We start from the raw sequence: 21,683 nt of genomic DNA, 5'->3' as shown, positions 1-21,683 counted from the left end.
AGTGTTTAATAATAAAGTGTTATTAATAACAGGTGGTACAGGTTCATTTGGTAATGCAGTAATGAAAAGATTTTTAGACTCCGATATAAAAGAAATCCGTATCTTCTCTCGAGATGAAAAGAAACAAGATGACATGAGAAAGAAGTACAACAATGACAAATTGAAATTTTATATTGGGGATGTACGCGATATAAATAGTGTTAAAAATGCAATGTACGGAGTAGATTACATATTTCATGCGGCTGCTTTAAAACAAGTTCCTTCTTGCGAATTCTTTCCGATGGAAGCTGTTAAAACAAATGTCATAGGTACGGATAATGTTGTGACAGCTGCTGTTGAGATGGGGGTAAAAAAAGTTATTTGTCTTTCAACAGATAAAGCAGCTTATCCAATCAACGCAATGGGAATTTCAAAGGCAATGATGGAGAAGGTTTTTGTAGCAAAAGCGAAAACTGTGGCAGATGAAAATACAATGATTTGCGGAACGCGGTATGGTAATGTCATGGCATCCAGAGGTTCTGTGATTCCATTATTTATTGAGCAAATAAAAGCAGGAAAACCGTTAACTGTAACGGACCCGGGCATGACTAGATTCTTGATGAGTTTAGAAGAAGCAGTTGAATTAGTTGTTTTTGCATTTCAAAATGCAAAAGCAGGAGACATCATGGTTCAAAAATCGCCTGCGTCAACGGTTGGTGATCTAGCACAAGCAGTGAAAGAACTTTTTAAAGTCGAAAATGAGATTCAAATTATAGGTACACGTCATGGTGAGAAAAGATATGAAACGCTTCTTACAAAAGAAGAATATCTCGTTGCGAAAGATATGGGCGGCTTCTATCGTGTTCCAGCTGATACTAGAGATCTTAACTACGAGAAATATTTTAGTGAAGGCAGTACTGAGTTGACACACGAAGGTGAATACAATTCTGATAACACAGAACGACTATCTGTAGAACAAATCAAGGAAAAATTATTAGCATTAGATTATGTTCAAGAAGAGTTGAAAGAGTGGAAAAGTCGATGAATATTTTAGTTACGGGAGCCAATGGATTTGTAGGTAAAAATTTAATTGCAGAGCTTCGAAACGAAGGTTATGGAAATATTTTTGAATATGATATAGATACTCCTCCACATTTATTAGGTGAATATTGCTTAAAAGCAGATTTTGTTTTCCATTTAGCGGGCGTGAATCGTCCTAAGGAAGAAGAAGAGTTTATGGAAGGAAATTTCGGTTTCACCTCAGTTCTTTTAGATAAACTAAAGGAATACAACAATACCTGTCCAGTAATGATATCATCATCTATTCAAGCTGCTTTTAACAATGCTTATGGTCGTAGTAAGAAAGCTGGAGAAGATCTTTTACGAAAATATCAAAGTGAAACTGGAGCGAAAGTCTACATTTACCGATTCTCTAATTTGTATGGAAAATGGTCGAAACCAAATTATAATACGGTAGTAGCGACTTTTTGTTATAAAGTGGCTCGAGGTGAAGAAATAACCGTTAATGATAAAAATGCGGAAATTGAACTTTGCTATATTGATGATGTTGTTAAGGAATTGCTGCATTGCCTTCAAGCAAAACCATTTATTGTCGACGACTTTTGTTCAGTAAGAGAAACGGATACAGTAACTGTGGGCACTTTGAGAGATATAATTCTTTCTTTTAAAGAAAGTAGAATAAATCTATCTGTACCTCAATTGAATCGTAGAATAGAAAAAAATCTGTATAGTACATTTCTTAGCTTTTTACCAGAGGATGAGTTTTCATATCCTTTAAAGATGAATATCGATGATCGCGGATCATTCACCGAATTTTTGAGGACTGAAGATCGCGGACAAGTCTCAATTAATATTTCAAAGCCGGGGATTGTTAAAGGAAATCACTGGCATCATACCAAAAACGAGAAATTTTTGGTAGTAAGTGGAAAAGGCGTCATCCGCTTTAGAAAGATTGATTCTAAAGAAATCATTGAGTATTTCGTTTCTGGTGAGAATTTAGAAGTAGTCGATATACCTGTTGGCTATACCCATAATATTGAAAATTTAGGGGATACTGACATGGTCACTGTTATGTGGGTAAACGAAACGTTTGACCCTGAAAATCCTGATACTTATTACGTGGAGGTCTAGCATTGAAAAAATTAAAAGTTATGACAGTCGTCGGGACTCGTCCTGAAATCATTCGCTTATCTGCAGTTATTAATCGTTTAGAGAGTTCTAAAGCGATTGACCATGTACTTGTACATACTGGTCAAAACTATGATTATGAACTAAATGAAGTTTTCTTTGAAGACTTTAAATTAAAGAAGCCAGATTATTTTTTGAATGCAGCAACAGGTACAGCCATTGAAACCGTTGGGAATATATTGATCAAAATTGATCCGATTCTTGATGAAGTAAAACCAGACGCATTTTTAGTCTTGGGAGATACTAATAGTTGTTTATGTGCAATTGCAGCGAAGAGGAGACATATTCCAATTTTTCATATGGAAGCTGGAAATCGCTGTTTTGATCAAAGAGTACCAGAAGAAACAAATCGTAAAATTGTAGATCATACTGCGGACATTAATTTGACGTATAGTGATATCGCCAGAGAATACTTATTAAGAGAAGGATTGCCAGCTGATCGAATAATTAAGACAGGTAGTCCGATGTTTGAAGTACTAAATTCTAGAAAAGAAGATATTGAGAATTCATCTATTTTGAAAAAACTAAATCTTAAGCAAAATGAGTACTTTTTAGTCTCAGCGCATAGGGAAGAAAATATTAGTTCAAAAGAAAATTTTCATGATCTAGTGGATTCGCTAAACTCGATTGCCGAAGCATATCAATATCCAATTATTATCAGTACTCATCCTCGAACAATGAAAATGATAGAATTAGAAAGTATTCAATTCCACGAATTGATTCAAACCATGAAACCTATGGGATTTAATGATTACAATAAGCTTCAAATGAATGCTAAAGCTGTTTTAAGTGATAGTGGTACGATTAGTGAAGAAGCATCGATTCTTGGATTCAAAGCTCTAAATATCCGTCAGGCACATGAAAGACCAGAAGCTATGGAAGAAGCTAGTGTGATGATGGTTGGTTTGGAGAAAAACAGAATAATTGAAGGATTAGAAGTTTTAGAAACACAAGAAAATGATACTCTCCGACAAGTAATAGATTATACAATGCCGAATGTGTCTGAGAAGGTGTTAAGGATTATTGTTTCTTATACAGATTATGTGAATCGTGTGGTGTGGCAAAAGTGAAAATTGTAGTTAATGATATTGCTGCCTCAGAAGGAGGTGCATTATCTGTTTTAAATGAATTCTATGCAGAAATTTTAGCTTCAGAAGACAATAATGAGTGGTTTTTTTTTCTTGGAAAAGATTATATTCTGGAAACCAATAATATAAAGGTAAAAACGTTTCCTAAAATAAAAAAAAGCTGGACTAGAAGGTTACTCTTTGATCTTTTTTATGGCAGAATAATTATAAATAAGATTAAACCTGATATTTATATTTCTTTGCAGAATACAGCAACTATTGGTGTAAAGGCAAAACAATATGTTTATTTACACCAGTCATTACCTTATCAAACTGAGCATACTTTTTCTATTTTCAAGAAACAAGAAAGAAAATATGCTATATATCAGAAAATCATAGGCAGAATATATAATTTTTTGTTTTGCGTTTCAAAATCTACTATCATTGTACAAACAAAATGGTTTAAGAATGCTGTAAAAAGAAAAATAAGCAACGATGTTGTAATTGTACCTCCTAAAGTAAATTTCGTGAGTAGTAGTTATAAATCTGCAATAAATTCAAATGGGGAGATAACATTTTTTTACCCTGCTGCAAAAGAAATCTATAAAAATCATGAAGTTATTTTTAAGGCGGTAGATAAAGTAGTAAATCAAGGATATAAAAATTTTAGGATAGTTTTAACAATCCCTATTCAAGAAGTAAATAATAAAGACATGTATACTTTTCTAGGGACAATTTCTCGCGAAGATGTATTTGAATGGTACACAAAGAGTGTCCTTCTTTTTCCATCTTTTATTGAAACGTATGGCTTGCCTTTGAAAGAAGCACAATTATCGAACACCCCAATAATTGCATCGAATACAGATTTTGCTAGGGAAGTGTTAAAAGATTATGATGAAAAATATTTTTTTGATAAATACGATGACGAACAATTATGTAGTATAATGATTAGTTTAATTCAAAGTGAAGGAAAGACAAATAAAAAGAGCAGTATAAATTATACAAAAGAGAAACTAACTTTATTCAATTATCTCACGAAGTATAGGAAAAGTTAAGTTATTAAGGATACTTTTTACTCCCAAAAATAAGTTCTCATCATGCATAAACTTCAGGAGGACAATAAATGCAAAATTCTAATGTTACATCAAATATCGCAGAAGAAAAAAATTCGAGTTCTTTTATAATATATGTTATTATGACGCTGTTAATATTTATTCAACAGCTTCCTATTTTTCAGGGGAATTTATATAGTCAAATCAGGTTGTTGATATATCTATTGATGATCTCATTGATTTTAACTTCTTTCTTTAAATCGAAAAAAAGAATTAAAAATAATATTTTGTTTTATGGAATATTACTATTATTTTTTTCAGTCTTACTCTCGGTTATATCAATTGTAAGTGGAAACCCAGAATTTTCAACAGTTATGGAATTGGGGGCTGCATTAGGAGTGCTATATTGTTCTGCTAGTACTCATGTATCGGAAAGAAATTTATCTAGGTTAGTATTGATATATATTTTTTTATCATCCTTACTGAGCATAATCCTAATATTTACTTACAATTTATCTTTTCAAATTAGTGAACAATATTTAGTAGTTGGTAAAAACCAGATTGGCCCATTACTTTCCTATGGGTTATTGATAAGTCTATATATTATCTTATATACAAAAAAAAACATGTCTTTAAAAGTATTGTTATTTTTTTTGACAATGGTTTCATTTTTCACATTGATAATGATGAGAAATAGGTCAAGTCTCATTGCTATATTTATAGTAGGGATTATTTTAATATTAAAAAAAATTACACAAAAAATTACACTAAAAAAACTATTAACTCTTATTTTATCTTCCTTTATTCTGTTACTTTTTATAAAGACTGAATTTTTCTATATGATATTGAAGATGATTAGTGATTCGCTTTTTTTAAATTATAATGTAAATGATTTAAATTCTTTATCAGCAAATAGAACGGATGTTTATTTATATGCATTTAACTATATTAAAGAAAATTTTCTATTTGGAGAATTAATTAGTAGTAATGCTTTTACTAGTTTGTATGGTTTTCCACACAATTATGTTTTAAACAAACTTGTTTTATATGGTTTTTTTGGAGGAATGCCTTTCATATTATTTTATGGATCACTTGTTTTTTATACTGCAAAAAAATTTGTTTTTAAACAGGAAACAACTATTTCAGGTATGTTATTATTGTTCAGTTTAATTGTGAGCCTCTTTGAATATACATATCCATTTGGTCCTGGTACTTCCCAGTTCATGCTTTGGTTTTTACTAGGACAAGATATTTATCGTGAAAAGCGCTATTACAATTAATTGCTGAAACATTCTTCGTATCCATATTAAATTGTTTCTATTATACTTAATACGATCAGGAAAATACTAATTAAATAAAATTGTCTAGAGGTGAATTAAGTGAAAGTCTCTTTTATCACATATTCTCGTGCACCATATAGAACAGATCAACTTGAAGAAATATGTAAAGTAAATAATTTAGATTTAACAGTTTACTATGTTGGTAGAACCATAAAAAGTAGGAATTGGAATATCAAAGAAAGCAGTATTTTTCAGGAAGTTCATTTAGAAGGCTTTTCTAAATTGGGAAATCATTTTATTTTTTATCCAAATGTGAAAAAAATTGTCCAAAATTCTGACTTAATATTAATAGGAGGTTATAATTCTACGGCTTCATACTTATTTACTTTTTATGCCAAACGTTTAAAAAAGAAATTAGTATTTGTAATGGATGGTATTTCACCTCAAAAGATTAAAGAAAGTAGAAGTATAAAATTAATTCCAAAAAGATGGATTATTAAAAAAATGGATGCTTTTTTCGCAAATGGAGAAGTTTCTAGAGACTATTTGAGATTAAACTATCAAATAAATGATCAATATATCTTTAATCAATTTTTGACAGTAGATGTCAAAAAAATAAATGAAATAAGAAAAGGATCATTAAGTAAAATAACTAAAATAAAAAATGATAAATATAATAATAGATTTACCATATTATACGCTGGAAGGTTGCTTAAGAGGAAACAAGTTATAAATATTCTGAAAGCTGTTTCAAAAGTTAAGAATAATCAAGATATTCAGATTGTGATTATTGGATCTGGTGAAGAAAGTAAATCACTTAAAGAATATGCAAGAAATTCATATTTAAACGTGGATTTCATAGATTTTATATCAGATCAAAAAGTTTTATTTGAATATTATAATATTGCAGATTGCTTCATTTTACCTTCTGTCGATGAGCCATGGGGATTGGTTGTCAATGAAGCTGAATCGGCTCATCTTCCTGTTATAGCCACTGAAGCTTGTGGTTGCGTGAATGATTTAGTAAAAGATGGATATAACGGATATGTTTTAAGAGAGAACAACATAGATGATTTAGCTGATAAAATTTATTTAATTTCAAAAAATAGAGAACACGCAAAAGTTATGGGAAATAATTCGTTTGAATTAATATCTAATTGGACTCATAGTAATTCTGCACTATCATTTAAGAAGTTATTGGAGGAAATTTTTTGAAATGAGTAAAATAGACTTTGTGGTTACATGGGTTGACTCAAACGATCCTAAATGGTTGAAGGAAAAAAAACAATATTATAAAGAGAAGTTTATGGAAGATATATTAAATGATGAGTCCAAATTTAGAGATTGGGATTTTTTTAAATATTGGTTTAGATCTCTCGAAGCCAATACTCCATGGGTAAATAAAGTTCATTTAGTAACCTATGGTCATATTCCAGAATGGTTAAATATTAGCCATCCTAAATTAAATATAGTTAATCATAAGGATATATTACCAAAATCTTCCTTACCGACATTTAATTCCCAAGCTATTGAATTATGTCTTCACAAGATAGAAGATTTAAGTGAGAATTTTGTTTATTTTAATGATGATATGTTTATTAATGCCTTTTGTGAAGAAAAAGACTTTTTTGAAAATAGCCTACCAAAAGATTATGGAATTTTTAATGTAATATCTCCTTCATATGGAGGAATTGAGCATGCTATAGTTAATAATTTGGAAATAATAAACAAGTATTTTGAAAAAAAAAATGTTTTAAAAAGGAATGTGAACAAATTTTTCAATTTTAGTTACGGAAAAAATAATTTAAGAAATTTATTTTTATTGCCTTGGAATAAATTTACTGGCTTTTATGAACCTCATTCAGCGATTTCATTAAAGAAAAGTAGTTTTCAAAAGGTATGGGATAAAGAAAATGCCTATTTGACTAAAACTGTTCATTCAAAATTTAGGAGTAAAGAGGATTTGAATTTTTGGGTAGTTAGATATTGGCAGATTTGTACTGGAGAATTCTCTCCCCAAAAAATAGGTATATCTAAAATGTATTATTTATCAGATTATAGTTCTTCATTACTTAAAGATATTAAAGATTCAAAACATAAGTTAATTTGCTTAAATGACTCATCAGATGTAAAAAATTTTAATAAAGTAAAAGATGAAATTAATTCTGCATTTGAAAAAAAATATCCAACTAAATCTAGTTTTGAGATATAGTTTTCTTTAAACTTTGTACGATGCAAGATTTTTACGAACAATAGTCTAATAATCATTACAATTATGAAGAAGAAATAAATGTAATTATGTGGAGGTAATAATGAATGTTTCAATAATAATTCCTTTTTTTAATGCTGAAAATCATTTGGAAAATTGTTTAGTTAGCTTTTTAAAACAAACAGTACAAAATTATGAAATAGTTCTAGTGGATGACGGTTCCATTGACAAATCAAAAGAAATAATAGCGAAATTCAATCAAAAGCTCAATATTAAATATATATATCAAAATAATAGTGGAGTTTCGGCCGCAAGAAATCTTGGAATCTTAAAATCTACGAATAGATACCTTCTTTTCGTAGATGTTGATGATACTATTTATCCTACTTTTGTAGAAAAGTTTATGAACTCTATAAAATTTGAAAATCAACTTACATGCTGTTCATATTTAATTGATTTTCCTTTAGAAAATAAGATTTACACATTATCATTGGATACTGTTAAAACAAATAATGGTGCGATTTATACTATATTTCATTTAGACACTTTAGGAGCACTAAATGTAGTATGGAACAAATGCTTCGATAAAGAAATCATTGAAAAAAATGATATTCGCTTTGATATTGGCTTAAAATCAGGTGAAGATTTAGATTTTGTTTACAAATACTGCAAATATGTAAAAGAAGTCATAATAATAGAGGATGCCTTATATCGTTATATAAGGGTAGATGGTCAATCCACTTTAAGTAAATATATACCATTGCTGAATGAAAATTTGAATCAAGTACAAAAAAGTAGAGAAGAATTTTATAGTAATTCATCATTACCAGAATCGACCTACAAAGATTTCCTAGAGAAATCATATATTTACAATAAGATGATTGTTCTAAATAATTGTTATAAGAAAGATGCTCCTAGAAATGAAAAATCAGAAATAGTAAGACAATTGTTAAATGATCCTTATTTAAAAAAAATAGTAAATTCACATGTGGCAGTTTCTCTTGCTGAAAAATTATTTTTCTATTTTATAAAAATGAATAAACCAATATTGTTAATTCAATTTTATAATTTTCTCTTTTGGTTAAGACGTAACTTTAATAAGATATACAAGAAAATGTATCCATATATTTTTAATAGAAAAAATGTTAAATAGGGAGATAAATAAACTTTGGAGAAAAAAAAAGATACTAAACTATTAATGATTAATATGGTTTCCAGTGGAGTTTTTCAGCTTTTGATGCTTATTGTACCTATTATAACTACACCATATGTTTCAAGAATTTTTTCTCCAGAACAGTTGGGATTATATGCATCAAGTTATAGTATGGCGAGCATTTTTGTTACGATAGCTATGTTTGGTATTCCTATTTATGGAGCAAGGAAAATAGCACAATCTAATGACAAGGAAACCAGAACTAAAAATTTTTTTAGTATTTGGTTTTTACAGATTTTTTTTTCAGTCATTTGCTTTGCATTATTCAATTTTATAGTTATTGCTTTCAGATTGGACAATATGTATTATTTTCAATCTTTTCTAATTTTAGTAACTATTTTTGATATATCTTGGTTTTTTATCGGCCTTGAGGAAATAAGAAAAAATATACTTAGAAATTTTATTACTAAATTGATTGCAACCTTATCAATCTTTTTATTCATAAAAAAAAGTTATCAACTAGATATATATTTATTTATTAATGTTTTAGCAATGTTGTTGGGAAATTTAACAATGTTTACATCATTAAGGCCACATCTAATTCTCAAGAAAAAATATTATCATTTTTCTAAGGACTTTCTTACCGTGAAAGAATCCTTCCGGTTATTGATACCAATGTTAATTGATACTACAAAAAATGCCTCATCCAAACTTATTTTGGTAAGTTTAGCTGGTAATTATCAAGTAGGTATTTTTGATCAAGGATCAAAAATCATTGTATTATTGTTAGGTATATTAACTTCTATGTCTAGTGCTTTAGTACCCAGAATGTCTCATTTTGTTAGTTTAAATAGAAAAAACGAATTGAATAAGTATTTTAAGGTTTTCAATTCAATTATATGCGTATTTTCTGTAATTGTTATTTCTGGAATAATTTCCGTTGGAGAATTTTTTGTACCGTTATTCTTTGGTGAGGGCTATTCAGGGGTAGTTCCAGTATTGATCATTGGTTCGTTTGTAATTCTATTTGGAACTTTGAATGGTTTTATGATGAATGGATTAATAATACCGTTGTCTCTTGATTCTGAATTAATTAAAGCTTCATCCATATCAATGTCTAGTGTTGTTTTATTAAATTTAGCTTTTAACAAATATTTAGGGGCTATAGGAGCTATGTTGTCTTATTTGAGCAGCACAATAATCCTAACAATAATTTATTGTATCTTCCTTAGAAAAAATATTGACTTGAAATCTTTTTTTATTAAAATAACTACAACTATAATCTTAATAATAATAAATTATTTAATTGTGTTTGTAATTAAAAATAGTATAATAATGACTGGGAATATTAGTAATTTTATTCTGTTTGGAGGAATATCAGTTTTCATTTCCCTAATATTAATTTATATAATTACGTTAAAAAGTAGTATTTTCTTTGATGGTTCTGTAAAATCAGTATTCAACTTTTTTAAAAGCAAGTATTAATTTGTATCAATGAGTAAACTTTTTTCCTAAATCTAGTTTTCTATGAAAATAGATATAATATTAAAAAAATACAAAGATAAGCTTATAATCAAACTTTTTTTAAATTTAAAAATTTAAATTATGTAGAATAATTTTTTATTGATATGAACGCGTTAAGCTTGCCTTTTCTATAGGATGGAGAAAGAATAATTGCTCGAAGATATTACTTCCAATATTTTTGTAATACTTTCAATTATTAAAAATATATTATTAAAATAAATGATTAAAATTTTATTGTAATACAAGTAATATATGAATAAAGAAACTTAAGAATTAATGATGATATTTATGCTCGCAAACTGCAAAGATAATGTGATTGTATATATGATAGGAACTATTCTAATAAGTTATAAAAAGTAATTATTTTAATCTTAATTAGAATAGTTTAACAGTTACTAAAATAGTAATAAAATATATTTGAAAAACTATATAATGAGCATATGTTGGTTATGATTCAGGTATTTGTTAGATAAATATCTTTAATTATTAACGTTCAAACTTCCGCCAATCAAACAAATTAATCACCCCGATTGCTTTAAACGTCAAATAGATAAAATGACCATAATTATGGCCAATCAGATGTAACGCATCAGCGGAAGCTCTTTTATTCGACCAAAGAGTAAAAGCTAATATTATGGCTAAGATCAACAGACCTTTTCCTAATGCAAAGACAATTGTTTTTGCAGGGAGGGGTCTTTTTTTTGTGAGGAAAAAGCCGAATAAAAGGACAAAGTTAACTAGTAACAAAAAATGTGCAGCAGCTGTCCATAGGGTTATTGTTCCTGTAGGTGTGAAGAAGTCGGTGAAAACGCAAGCGACGACTGCAGTCAAATTTAGCAAGTATAGAGGAAGGCGGAAGGTTGGTTTCTTTTCTTCACTCTTTATTTCTGGTTCTTCTGCTAATTGTTCTGGTTTTAGTAGTGACTCTAAATCGATTTGATAGAGATCACTTAATTTGATCAATGTATCGATGTCTGGGGTACTTCGGTTGTTTTCCCAATTTGAGATCGTTTGTCTGGTAACAAATAATTTTTCGGAAACTTCTTGTTGGGTGAGTCCTAACTTCAAGCGACTCTCTTTTATTTTTTCAGCTATAGTCATTTCAATGCTCCTTCTGACATATCCTATCATAAAGCGGTTCAAAGAAACAATTGTAAAGCTTGATTTAACGAAAAAATGCACAAGTTCTTTTCTTTGTTCCTATAAGATTAAATTAAAATGAGCTTATGTCAGATATTCCTAAAAAATTTCCTGAAAGTGCTTGATTTTTTTCAGTGAATCCTTCACCTGTAATAAGTAACAATTGTCATATATGAAGTAATAAATGTTCAAAGATAGCACATATTCAGAGTAGAAGATAGTCTTACTCGAATCATTCGAAAAAAGAAAGTCACGATTAAGTAAAAAATAGTTTCCTTTTTATGAAAATGAAATCATTGATAAAACAAGGGTGCAAAGGAACTTTGCGCTGATTTGCACTGGATTTGCTTGAAGAAGAGGGTGCTTGAATTATAAAATTCTGAAGAGGTGATGCAATGCGATGACAAGTGAATCAGGTAAACATACGCTCAATGGTATTTCATGTGCCCGCATAAAAAACTTTTGTTAGGAGTGGATGATACGCTAAATAAAAAAATGTTTGTAAATTAAAAATTAATAAATTATAATGATTTTTAGGCGTAAAAAAAGTTTGGATAAAAAGGTTTTTATTTTGAAAAAGAAGGTTAAGGTGAAAGTTTGTGAAAAAGAAGTTTAAATCTATTCTATCTTTAGTAATCTTATTAAGTGCTGCAGTGGTAACGCCAGCATTTCAGGTAGTGGCGGAAAGCCAAGTGTTTTCAGAATCTCCGCAGGTGGATCAGGAAGAAGTGAAAACTGTACAATCTGATGATACGAATGCTTCTGCGGATGCTGGACAAGCTACCACTCAAGCAGCAGAAAATGCTACACTAACAACAATGACCTCAGCGCGTGTGGATGCTGAGAACGAACAAACACAAGCAAGTAGTGACAGTAAAGAAGCCATCAGCGGATCAGAAAATAAAGAAGAACCTGCTGCAAGCCCTGTAAATAATGTCCCTTCTTCTGTTGATCCGTCGTCTGCAAGAGCTGCCAATGCACAACTGACGGTTCAAGTTTTAGATAGTAATTCAAACCAGCCAATCCAAGGCGCTTATTTCACATTGACCTCCTCGACATCTGGTGAAGTGACGTTGTTAGTCACGGACAGTTCAGGAAAGGTAACGATTCAGGTTCCTTCAGGGGGCTACTTTATTAAGCAAGTGGGTACAACGAATCAAAGATTGAACTACGCATTTACATCGATTGGAAATTCTATCAATTTGCAAGCAGGAGAAACCAAAACATTGGCACTTTATGAGCGTCAAATTGTAGGCGAGTATGCTTTTGGAGATAGCCCCGATACGATTCATATTCCTGTAAACAGTAACTTCGATTTCTCAACACAGGCATTAGGGATCGAGGCGTTTAAGTTAAATTTTAGCGGCAACATAGAAAAAAGTATTTCTGACTCACAGATCTTTCCGTACTACACAAATGTTGATCCGAGCAAACCGGGGACTTACGTAGCAATTTTTATGGCTAGACAAGCCTCATATAGTGTATATACAACACATGTAGTCAATGTCATTGTTGACCCGGAGCAGGTGGGAGAGGTAACTGTCAGATATCTTGATACTCAAGGGCAAGAAATCCATGAAACGAAGACTTTATCTGGTACCATTGGTGCTTCATATGATGCTAGTACGGATGAGTATAAGTTATCAATTGACGGTTACACCCTAGACGAAAGCCAATTGCCAGAAAATCTAAAAGGTGTATTTAGCGAAACGGCACAAACAGTCACCTACATTTACACAAAAAATCCCGTCCCCGCAGCAGATTTAACGGTCAAATATGTGGATACAGAAGGCGAAGAAATTCACTCTTCACAAACGATTAGCGGTAATGTGGGCGACTCTTACGATGCTAGTACAGAAAAATATCAACTAGCAATCGATGGCTACACTTTAGATCAAAGCCAATTGCCAGAAAATCTTAAAGGTGTGTTTAGCGAAACCGCGCAAACAGTCACCTATGTGTATACAAAGAATCCGATACCAGCAGCGGATATAACGGTTGAGTACGTAGATACAGAAGGCAAAGAAGTTCATCCTTCTCAAATTATCAGTGGAAATGTGGGCGATTCTTATAATGCTAGTACAGAAAAATATCAGCTAACAATCGAAGGCTACACTTTAGATCAAAGCCAATTGCCAGAAAATAATAAAGGTGTCTTTAGTGAAACCGCGCAAACAGTCACCTATGTGTATACAAAGAATCCGATACCAGCAGCGGATGTCACAGTCGAGTACGTAAATACAGAAGGCAACGAAATTCACGCTTCTCTAACGATCAGTGGAACCGTAGGCGACTCTTATGATGCAAGTACAGAAAAATTTCAACTAACAATCGAAGGTTACACTTTAGACGAAAGCCAATTACCAGAAAATCTTAAAGGCGTATTTAGCGAAAAAGCGCAAACCGTCACCTACATCTACACAAAAAATCCGATACCAGCAGCGGATATAACGGTCAAATACGTAGATACAGAAGGCAAAGAAATTCATCCTTCACAAACGATCAGTGGAAACGTGGGCGAGTCTTACGATGCCAGCACAAAAAAATATCAACTAACAATCGACGGCTACATAGTAGACGAAAGTCGGCTGCCGCAAAATGCCAAAGGCACATTTGGTAAGGAAGAGGCAACTGTGACGTATGTTTATACAAAAGAAAACGTAGCAACCGCCGTTATTTCTGATAAAAAAGAAAAAGAACCAACGGCGACTGTTGTTTCGAAAAAAAGCGCTTCTGCACAAAGATTGCCGCAGACCAATGAGCAGGGGACGTTGTTCCCGTTTGTAGTTGGTTTGTTCTTTATCGCCACGGCAAGCTGGCTTTATTTCAAAAAGCGTAAATAGTGATTAAGTAAGCCTTTGGGGAAAGGCGGTACTAACTATCAAAAAGGACAGCTAGGCTTCAGCTGTCCTTTTTGTTGCTTATTTACCTAAAAATGAAATGAATCCCAGGGAATCATAAAGAAAATGGCAGATCCAGCTGGCCCATACGCTATTGGATTTTTTCCAAACATAGTTGAGTGCCAATCTGGCAGGCATCAAGGTGATCAATAATTGAGCTGGATGAAAGCCGTACGCTGGGATGTGCCATAAAGCGAATAGCACACTGCAAATGATGGATGACCAGGCAAAAGAAAGGCCTCTTTTCTGCAACGCCAACAAGAGGTTGGTGCTCAGCAATTCTTCTCCCATCAGCATAAAGGGGACTTGCAAAAAGACCATTTGGACAGTGATGGTTTCGCTGATCGAGTTGGTTGTTGGTTGTCCAAAAATAGCGGCATAAATAAAGAAAAAGAACACGCCAGTCAAAATGACGAAAGGGACACCCCACAATAAAACGGTGAACCGAAAATGTTTGAACTGCTCCAAAAAGGTCGTTCGGAAGAAAAAATACCCTGCACTAAATGCGAAGACCAGATTCCAGATGGTACCGACGATCGATAACACGGAATCGTTTAGTGGGGTATAAGGAAGTAATTGATAGGTTAATCCTGTGATTAAGGTAAGAACGAATAAATAAACTGCTGATTTGTGTTTCATTTTGAACACATCCTTCATAGTAATTGCCACATGCTGAATTATAAACAGAAAAACATCAAAGTACAAAAAGATATCTCTCATTATTTTTAAACAAAAAGAAAAAGCAGTGAACACGATATCATACTTGGCAGAATTGGTTTTCTTAAAAGCAGAATAAAGGATTTCTAAGAACAATTCTCAAAATTTGTGAACAAAAAGAGAAGTTTATAAGAATCTCTGTAACACTGTTGAAATATTATTACGCTTATGTTACATTTTGTTTACGTTATTATGTTTGAGGGAGAATGTTTATGAAGAAATCAAGCAATGATTCAAATAATTCACAACATAGAGAAGCGACTTCTGAAAAACAAGCACCTACTTCAAGGGTCGAATCACATCAAAAGCAAACAACGGGAACGACAAGACGCACGCCAACCGCCAATCGTCAAGTTTCTAAAAAGAAGCCAACCCATCGCAAATATCTCTTTTCATTGATGACGCTGCTGACAATCGTCATTATCGCCACTGGGGGCTATATCGCTTTTACTTTGAAGCAGCAAGAAGCATTGGCACGCGAAAAATATGAAGCTGCCGCGCAAAAGCTATTAGCATCCATCCAAGAAGAGCAGGCCAAAGAGGGAATTCCCGCAAAACTTGAAACATTGTCTGATGGGGACAAAAAAGAATTGATTTTCCGACCAAAAGAAGAAAGTGCCATCCCGGTAAAGGATGCAAGTAAGAAATTATCGACCATGGCGAACAAGCTATGCAAAAAACACGCCGACAAAGAGACTGTTACGATTGCTCGGATTCAGGCACAAGCTGTTGCATCAAAAGTGTCAACCTATTCCTTAAAAGCGGACAGCTATGTTTGGAATCGGGAGACTGGGCGGTTTGAAGATGCGGATAGCGTGGTTGCCGATCCAATTTTTATTTCCGAGAAAACCGGCAATGAATTATCCTTGAAAGACTTGGTTCCAGATGAAGGCAGCTTGCTAGGAATCCAGCAAGTGATTCAACAAAAGCTTTTGGATCAAGCCAAAGAACCGACTAAAATCATTGATGCGGTCTTGGGGATGGACCGAATCACCTATGATTCAAAGTTTACTTATGATCCTGAAAAAATAACGCTCCAGTTGCCGCAAAATCAAACTGGCGTATCCGAGATCACTTTGGCTTACAAAGAGATTGCGCCGTTTATTGATCCAGAGCTGGTCAATGCGGATCAATTGAAAGAGCAACAAGCGATGTTAGACGAAAACAAAAAATATGTTGCGTTGACTTTTGATGATGGACCAAATGATACTTCGACATTGGATCTCTTAAAAATCTTGAAAGACAATGATGTGAAGGCAACGTTTTTTGAATTAGGCCAAATGGTGGATCGATACCCTGAAGTCGCAAAAAAAGTCCATGAGGAAGGGCATGAAATTGCCAGCCACTCCTATTCTCATCCCCAATTAAATACGTTGTCGCCAGAGGAGGTCAAAGCGGAAATAACCAAAACGGACAAAGCCATCTATCAGGCGACAGGGGTCTTGCCTAAGAATTTGCGCCCGCCATATGGAGCGATCGATCAACAAAGCGCCCAAGCGGCAGGAAAATCAATCATTCAATGGAGTGTTGATACCGAGGATTGGAAGCTAAAAGATCCAAACAAGATTTTGAAGGTCGTCCAAAACAATGTTTACGATGGATCGATTATTTTGCTACATGATATTCATCCGAAATCTGTTCAAGCCGTGCCGGGCATCATCAAAGCACTCAAAGCGCAAGGCTATGAATTTGTGACGGTCGATCAATTGCTCAATGGTAGCCAAATACCAATGTATCAATACTTTGGTGCAACAGATGAACGCAGTGTTAGCTAATAGCTGAAAAAGGAAGTGATGGCAATCATCACTTCCTTTTTTTATTAAACGAACGCTGCAGTTGCCGCTTTATCACTCAGAGGAGGCAAATGCTCGGAGGTAGTCATCATCCAGCAGTAAAGCAAAATCATCGGCAAGGGCACCTTGATCCAATTCTCGCATGATAGCTAGCATCTTTGTGGTAATCCTTTTGCCTGCTTTTTTGTCACCGGCTCTTAAGAGCAACACGCCTTGGAAAAACTTGCAGACGGCTTGGTGGAAAAATTCTTTGTAGTCTGTCGCCAAAAGTTTTAATTGGACGACGAGAACTTCCGCCGCATCGTATTGCTGGTGTTTTAGCGTATATTCGATCAAATTGATCAGTAGTGCGCAATAGATTTCCCGACCTTTTTCCATATCGATGTAGTATTCGAGCATCTTGGATACTTTTTTGAAGAAGAGGAAATTATGGTCGTTGTCCAAAAGATCGATGGTGTTGCCAAATAGTTGGATTTCTTGTAACGTCCAGCTCTCAACATCAACGAGATAGGAGATAATCGTTTGACGATCACATTCCAAAACCGCACGTTTCCGATAGACGTCATGCTCTGCCAAGCATTGCAGCATGCGAATCCGTGAGCGAACCTCCGCGATGCGGACCTTGTTAAGTCGGCTAGAGGTTTGCTGCAGCTCCTGTAATAGAATTTGTAACTGGTTGATATCGTGCTTGTTTGAGTATTGCGTGTACCGATGGTTGTAGCTGTTTTGCTCATCCAGCCGATAGCCATTCGCGATATAGAGAAATTCATCGATATCCATTGATAGATTTTCTAAGATTTGCAACAGCAGGTTGGCAGCAATCTGATGCTTGCCTTTTTCAAATTCGATGGCATAGGATTTTGAAATAATCGTGCCATAGACTTCTTTTTGGGTGAAGCCTTTTTTCAATCGGATATGTCTGATCGTTTCACCATACATAAGAAAGCCTCCGCTCTCATTGAATTAATGAAATCATGTATCCCCATTATAGTAAAACAAGTCCAGTGTAGGAATTAAAAAGGTCTTATATTTCAGACCGCTTCTGATTTGATGGAAGGATGTTTCGCGGTAATGTGCACCCAGAGAGGGCGTGAAATAATAAGAAAGCGTGAGAACGATTCGTTCTCACGCTTTTTTCTCAGACAAAACTAAGACATATCAATACAAGAATCATTACTAACCAATCCATCTTCTCATGCTCCTTATGTGGTATTAGAAGAAGACGATTGGGCAGCAGCGTTTCCTTCTTACCAGCAAGTATAAACAAAAAGAAGCGAATGAACGCTTACGTCCAAAATATAAGACCAAATAGCTACGGAAGAATTTCCCTGAAAGAAAAATGTAAATGGCGATTGAAGAAATTTCATTTCATGATTGCTCACGCTCGATTTTAATAGGAGATTTTCATTCCTTTTTTCACAGAACGTTCTGGGAGCTTTTCGAGCCCATTTTTTTCGTCGGTAAGAGTTATTTTAGACAATATCGTGAAAAACGCCTGAAATATTTTTGTTTTTTTTATTTTCGTAGGTAAAAAACGGGGTTGAAGACAAGAAAAAACAACATCATCGTTTTTCTCTCTTCTTGAGTATAAAGAAACAAATATAATCGTATTCATTGTATTGATTAATTATAAGGATTAAGGTGCTTTTTTTGATAAAAAATGATAACTTTTTATCGTTATGCACCTGTTTATAAGATAAATATAAATAATCTGTGCTTGTTTATAAAATAAATGTTTTATGTTTTGTAACGTTAATTCCAGTGTTTTTTTAATTATTTATCGTGTTTATAATTTGTTGGAAAGAAATAAATTTGCTAAAATTTTGTTACACAGTGTGTTCGATTAGTTATTTTATCCCTCGGTTTTCACAAGCGCATTCTAATGTGCTGTGAAACTATTTGAACAAAAATCACTGGGTTTTTCAGAAAGCATGCGAAAAAATCTTCGCTTTGCGATCGGTAACTTTTGTTTTCTCTCTATGCCTTTGGGTGTTGGGTTGAAATAGATTTTCATCTGGTTTAAAAGGGGGCAGGAATCATTCCAGAGATCATCAGTTTTATCTTTTGTCGGTTAAATTTTTTTCGAACAGGAGGAGAATGAATGAAAGGCATTAATTACAAAAAGCTCATGGATTCAAAGAAAAACACACGCGTTCGAACAAAGAAAAATATTATTGCGAATTTAACTGTCAGTGGGATGTTGTTGACGAGTACGGTGGTCGTGCCAGCAAGTTTGTTATGGGCACCAACGACGGTTGAAGCTGCTTTGGTTTCAGCTGAACTTTTCTCAGATATCACAGCGTCTAATAACTCAGGCACGAGTGCGTCTGCACCTTATGCAACGCCTGGTGCAACGAACCAAGTCAATTTCTCGATTTCTGGATCAAATGCAGTAACGGTTGATGTCTTGAATGGGGACAAAGTCGCAGTTATTGGGGTTCCTCAAGGGCTTACTGGTTTGGTTCAACCGGCAGGAAATGCGTCGATTTCCACCAATGTGACACTACAACTGGGGAATTTCCCAGCCTTGCAAACCTTGATCGGGACAGTCACACCAGCAGTCAATACCTTGATCAGCACGGTGGATGGAATCGTCAATCAAAATTTAGCTGACGCACTGGATATTCCGCCAACAATCGTTGGTGGCTTGCCGAATCCGTTGTATACGGCGGCTTCAATCGTGGATGTCAGCGAAGTGATCTCCGTCAACTTAAATGAAATTACGACCCAGTTAGACTTACTAAACCAACTTGGGCAATTTGGCCAAGCGAATTTTGAAGTTCCAGCTGGACTAACCGAAAATGAACGTGCCCTGATCGCCAATGTGGATGATGGTTTATTTATCGTTGTCAATCAGCGCATCAATCAAATTCTTGATAATTTACGAGCAGCACAGATCCAAGTCAGTATTCTAGATGGTGCCAGCGGCATCCCAGGAATTGGTACCTTGATCAGCGGGATCAATACACTGGTTCAAACGACGGTCAATACTGCCAAAGCGACTTTAAATGGCACGGTTGAAACTGCTCAAAATGTCTTAAATGCTACGACCGATCTAGCAGATCAGGTCGCTTCTGCTTCTGTTTTAGGTCAAACCAATGTGGTGATTCCAACGAATGTTACCAGTCCGACCTATGCGCAATTGGTTGAAAATGGTGTGGCGAATCCTTCCACTCCTTACGAAGCTCGCTTTGAAGCAACGATGTCTCAGCTTGACCTCATCACCATTGATTTATTTACGGATGCTGACGGCAATAACTCGATTTGGTTTGCACCAGATACACCAGAAGATCAAACCGATACACCAACGATCAATCCATTGACAGCAGGGGAAACGACGATCAGCGGAACAGCAGAGCCAGGCGCAGCCATCACATTGGTGATCAACGGCGGTGCACCTATTACCACAACCGCAGATGCTGACGGCAATTGGACGACCGATGTCCCTGAATTGGTAGAAGGTGATACAGTCACAGCAGTAGCGGAAGCGGATGGGGAATCAGCTAGTGAACCTGCGACGGCAACGGTAGCAGCACCAGTGGTCAATGCCCCAACGGCTTCGATTACAGGAAACAGCACCGATGGGTATCCTGTGACGGGGACAGCCGCAGCAAATGCAGCCATTGAAATCACCAATGCCGAGGGTGAAGTCGTTGGCACTGGGACGGCAAATGAGAACGGCAACTACAGTATCACGTTGAACCCAGCAGATGTAGCAGAAAATGAAAACTTGAATGTTGCTGCAATCGTTACTGCTGGTGGTCAAACGTACCGCAGTGGCAATACGCCAATCGTCGTTCCAGCAGACGATGCCGAGCAACAAACGGGAACACCAACGATCCAACCAGTGACTGCCGGGGATACAAGCGTCAGCGGAACGGCTGAGCCTGGTGCCTCGATTACTGTGACCGTCAACGGTGCAGATCCGATCGTGACGGAAGCCGATGAAGAGGGCAATTGGCGTGTTGATGTGGACGAAGTGTCAGAGGGCGATACGGTTTCAGCTGTCGCCGAACTAGAAGGACAAACACCAAGTCAGCCAGCAAGTACCACCGTGTCCGCCTTGACGGTCAATGCCCCAACGGCTTCGATCACAGGAAATAGTCAAGAGGGCTATCCAGTGACTGGAACAGCTACACCAAATGCGGCCATTGAGATCACCAATGCGGATGGCGAAATTGTCGGAACAGGTACTGCCAATGAGAATGGCGTTTATACGGTGACGTTAGATCCAGCAGATGTTGCCGCGGAAGAAACCCTGAATGTGACGGCGGTTGTGACCGCTGGCGGCGAAACCTATCGAAGCAACCCGACACCTGTTGTGGTGCCTGCAGATATCTTGCAGACGGAAACACCAACGATCGATCCAGTCAATGCTGGAGATACGACTGTTAGTGGGACAGCCGAACCGGGGGCAACGGTAACGATTACGCTTCCTGAAGGCGACCCAATCACGGCTGAAGCCGATGATGAAGGCAACTGGGAAGCAACGGTTCCTGAATTGTCAGAAGGCGATTCCGTGACGGTCGTAGCTGAGTCTGAAGGCAAAGATCCGAGTGCCCCAATCACCGTGAGTGTAAGCGGTTTGACTGTGGCGGCGCCAACAGCTACGATCACTGGAAATAGCACAGATGGGTATCCAGTAACGTGAACAGCGACTG

The 21,683-nt window shown here is 35.0% G+C and carries 15 protein-coding genes; 12 read left to right on the top strand and 3 right to left on the bottom strand.

Annotated features, from left to right (window positions below):
- Position 1 precedes the first annotated feature (1 nt).
- The 9 genes from IGJ05_RS05405 (at position 2) to IGJ05_RS05365 (ending at position 10,433) form a co-directional block, all read left to right on the top strand.
- Positions 2-1,024, top strand: a complete 1,023-nt coding sequence (locus IGJ05_RS05405) for a polysaccharide biosynthesis protein (protein WP_262119177.1) — start codon at positions 2-4, stop codon at positions 1,022-1,024.
- The gene (locus tag IGJ05_RS05400; RefSeq protein WP_231473398.1) at positions 1,021-2,130 is read left to right on the top strand and encodes a capsular polysaccharide biosynthesis protein CapF; all 1,110 of its coding nucleotides are present in this window, start codon (positions 1,021-1,023) and stop codon (positions 2,128-2,130) included. Before IGJ05_RS05405 ends, IGJ05_RS05400 begins: the two co-directional genes overlap by 4 nt.
- A gap of 2 nt (positions 2,131-2,132) precedes the next feature.
- Entirely contained in the window at positions 2,133-3,257 is a 1,125-nt protein-coding gene (wecB, locus tag IGJ05_RS05395) for a non-hydrolyzing UDP-N-acetylglucosamine 2-epimerase (protein WP_231473399.1), read from the top strand.
- A complete protein-coding gene (locus IGJ05_RS05390) occupies positions 3,254-4,309 on the top strand; it encodes a glycosyltransferase (RefSeq protein ID WP_231473400.1) in 1,056 nt (351 codons plus the stop codon). Before wecB ends, IGJ05_RS05390 begins: the two co-directional genes overlap by 4 nt.
- Positions 4,310-4,377: 68 nt before the next feature.
- Positions 4,378-5,586 carry an O-antigen ligase family protein gene (locus IGJ05_RS05385; RefSeq protein WP_231473401.1) on the top strand — a complete coding sequence of 403 codons (1,209 nt, stop codon included), beginning with the start codon at positions 4,378-4,380 and terminating at the stop codon, positions 5,584-5,586.
- 99 nt (positions 5,587-5,685) lie between these two features.
- Positions 5,686-6,801, top strand: coding sequence for a glycosyltransferase family 4 protein (locus tag IGJ05_RS05380; protein ID WP_231473402.1), 1,116 nt, complete (start codon positions 5,686-5,688; stop codon positions 6,799-6,801).
- A 1-nt stretch (position 6,802) separates the two neighbouring features.
- Complete coding sequence (locus tag IGJ05_RS05375) at positions 6,803-7,798, top strand: Stealth CR1 domain-containing protein (protein ID WP_231473403.1); 996 nt, start codon at positions 6,803-6,805, stop codon at positions 7,796-7,798.
- Between the two features lie 100 nt (positions 7,799-7,898).
- Positions 7,899-8,948, top strand: coding sequence for a glycosyltransferase (locus tag IGJ05_RS05370; RefSeq protein WP_231473404.1), 1,050 nt, complete (start codon positions 7,899-7,901; stop codon positions 8,946-8,948).
- A gap of 15 nt (positions 8,949-8,963) precedes the next feature.
- Complete coding sequence (locus IGJ05_RS05365) at positions 8,964-10,433, top strand: oligosaccharide flippase family protein (RefSeq protein ID WP_231473405.1); 1,470 nt, start codon at positions 8,964-8,966, stop codon at positions 10,431-10,433.
- A 525-nt stretch (positions 10,434-10,958) separates the two neighbouring features.
- Here the strand turns inward: IGJ05_RS05365 and IGJ05_RS05360 are convergent.
- Complete coding sequence (locus IGJ05_RS05360; RefSeq protein WP_231473406.1) at positions 10,959-11,573, bottom strand: helix-turn-helix domain-containing protein; 615 nt, start codon at positions 11,571-11,573, stop codon at positions 10,959-10,961.
- A gap of 638 nt (positions 11,574-12,211) precedes the next feature.
- On the opposite strand from IGJ05_RS05360, the gene IGJ05_RS05355 reads away from it, so the two are divergent.
- On the top strand, positions 12,212-14,455 hold the full coding sequence (locus tag IGJ05_RS05355; RefSeq protein ID WP_231473407.1) for a MucBP domain-containing protein: 2,244 nt from the start codon (positions 12,212-12,214) through the stop codon (positions 14,453-14,455).
- 78 nt (positions 14,456-14,533) lie between these two features.
- On the opposite strand, the gene IGJ05_RS05350 is transcribed toward IGJ05_RS05355, so the two are convergent.
- The gene (locus IGJ05_RS05350; protein WP_231473408.1) at positions 14,534-15,151 is read right to left on the bottom strand and encodes a CPBP family intramembrane glutamic endopeptidase; all 618 of its coding nucleotides are present in this window, start codon (positions 15,149-15,151) and stop codon (positions 14,534-14,536) included.
- A 290-nt stretch (positions 15,152-15,441) separates the two neighbouring features.
- Here IGJ05_RS05350 and IGJ05_RS05345 point away from each other — a divergent pair, with 290 nt between their 5' ends.
- Positions 15,442-17,004: a polysaccharide deacetylase family protein gene (locus IGJ05_RS05345; protein WP_231473409.1), complete on the top strand. Its 1,563-nt coding sequence runs from the start codon at positions 15,442-15,444 to the stop codon at positions 17,002-17,004.
- 72 nt (positions 17,005-17,076) lie between these two features.
- Here IGJ05_RS05345 and IGJ05_RS05340 read toward each other — a convergent pair whose 3' ends face one another.
- Positions 17,077-17,961 carry a helix-turn-helix domain-containing protein gene (locus IGJ05_RS05340; protein ID WP_142437054.1) on the bottom strand — a complete coding sequence of 295 codons (885 nt, stop codon included), beginning with the start codon at positions 17,959-17,961 and terminating at the stop codon, positions 17,077-17,079.
- A 1,162-nt stretch (positions 17,962-19,123) separates the two neighbouring features.
- Between IGJ05_RS05340 and IGJ05_RS05335 the strand changes: the two genes are divergently transcribed.
- Positions 19,124-21,673, top strand: coding sequence for an adhesive domain-containing protein (locus IGJ05_RS05335; RefSeq protein ID WP_438725064.1), 2,550 nt, complete (start codon positions 19,124-19,126; stop codon positions 21,671-21,673).
- The last annotated feature ends 10 nt before the right edge of the window (positions 21,674-21,683 follow it).

The sequence above is a fragment of the Enterococcus sp. AZ167 genome (assembly GCF_051714025.1).
Lineage (GTDB): Bacteria > Bacillota > Bacilli > Lactobacillales > Enterococcaceae > Enterococcus_D > Enterococcus_D casseliflavus.
The sequence above is the reverse complement of the archived record's forward strand: the minus strand, read 5'-3'. Positions and strand labels throughout refer to the sequence as shown.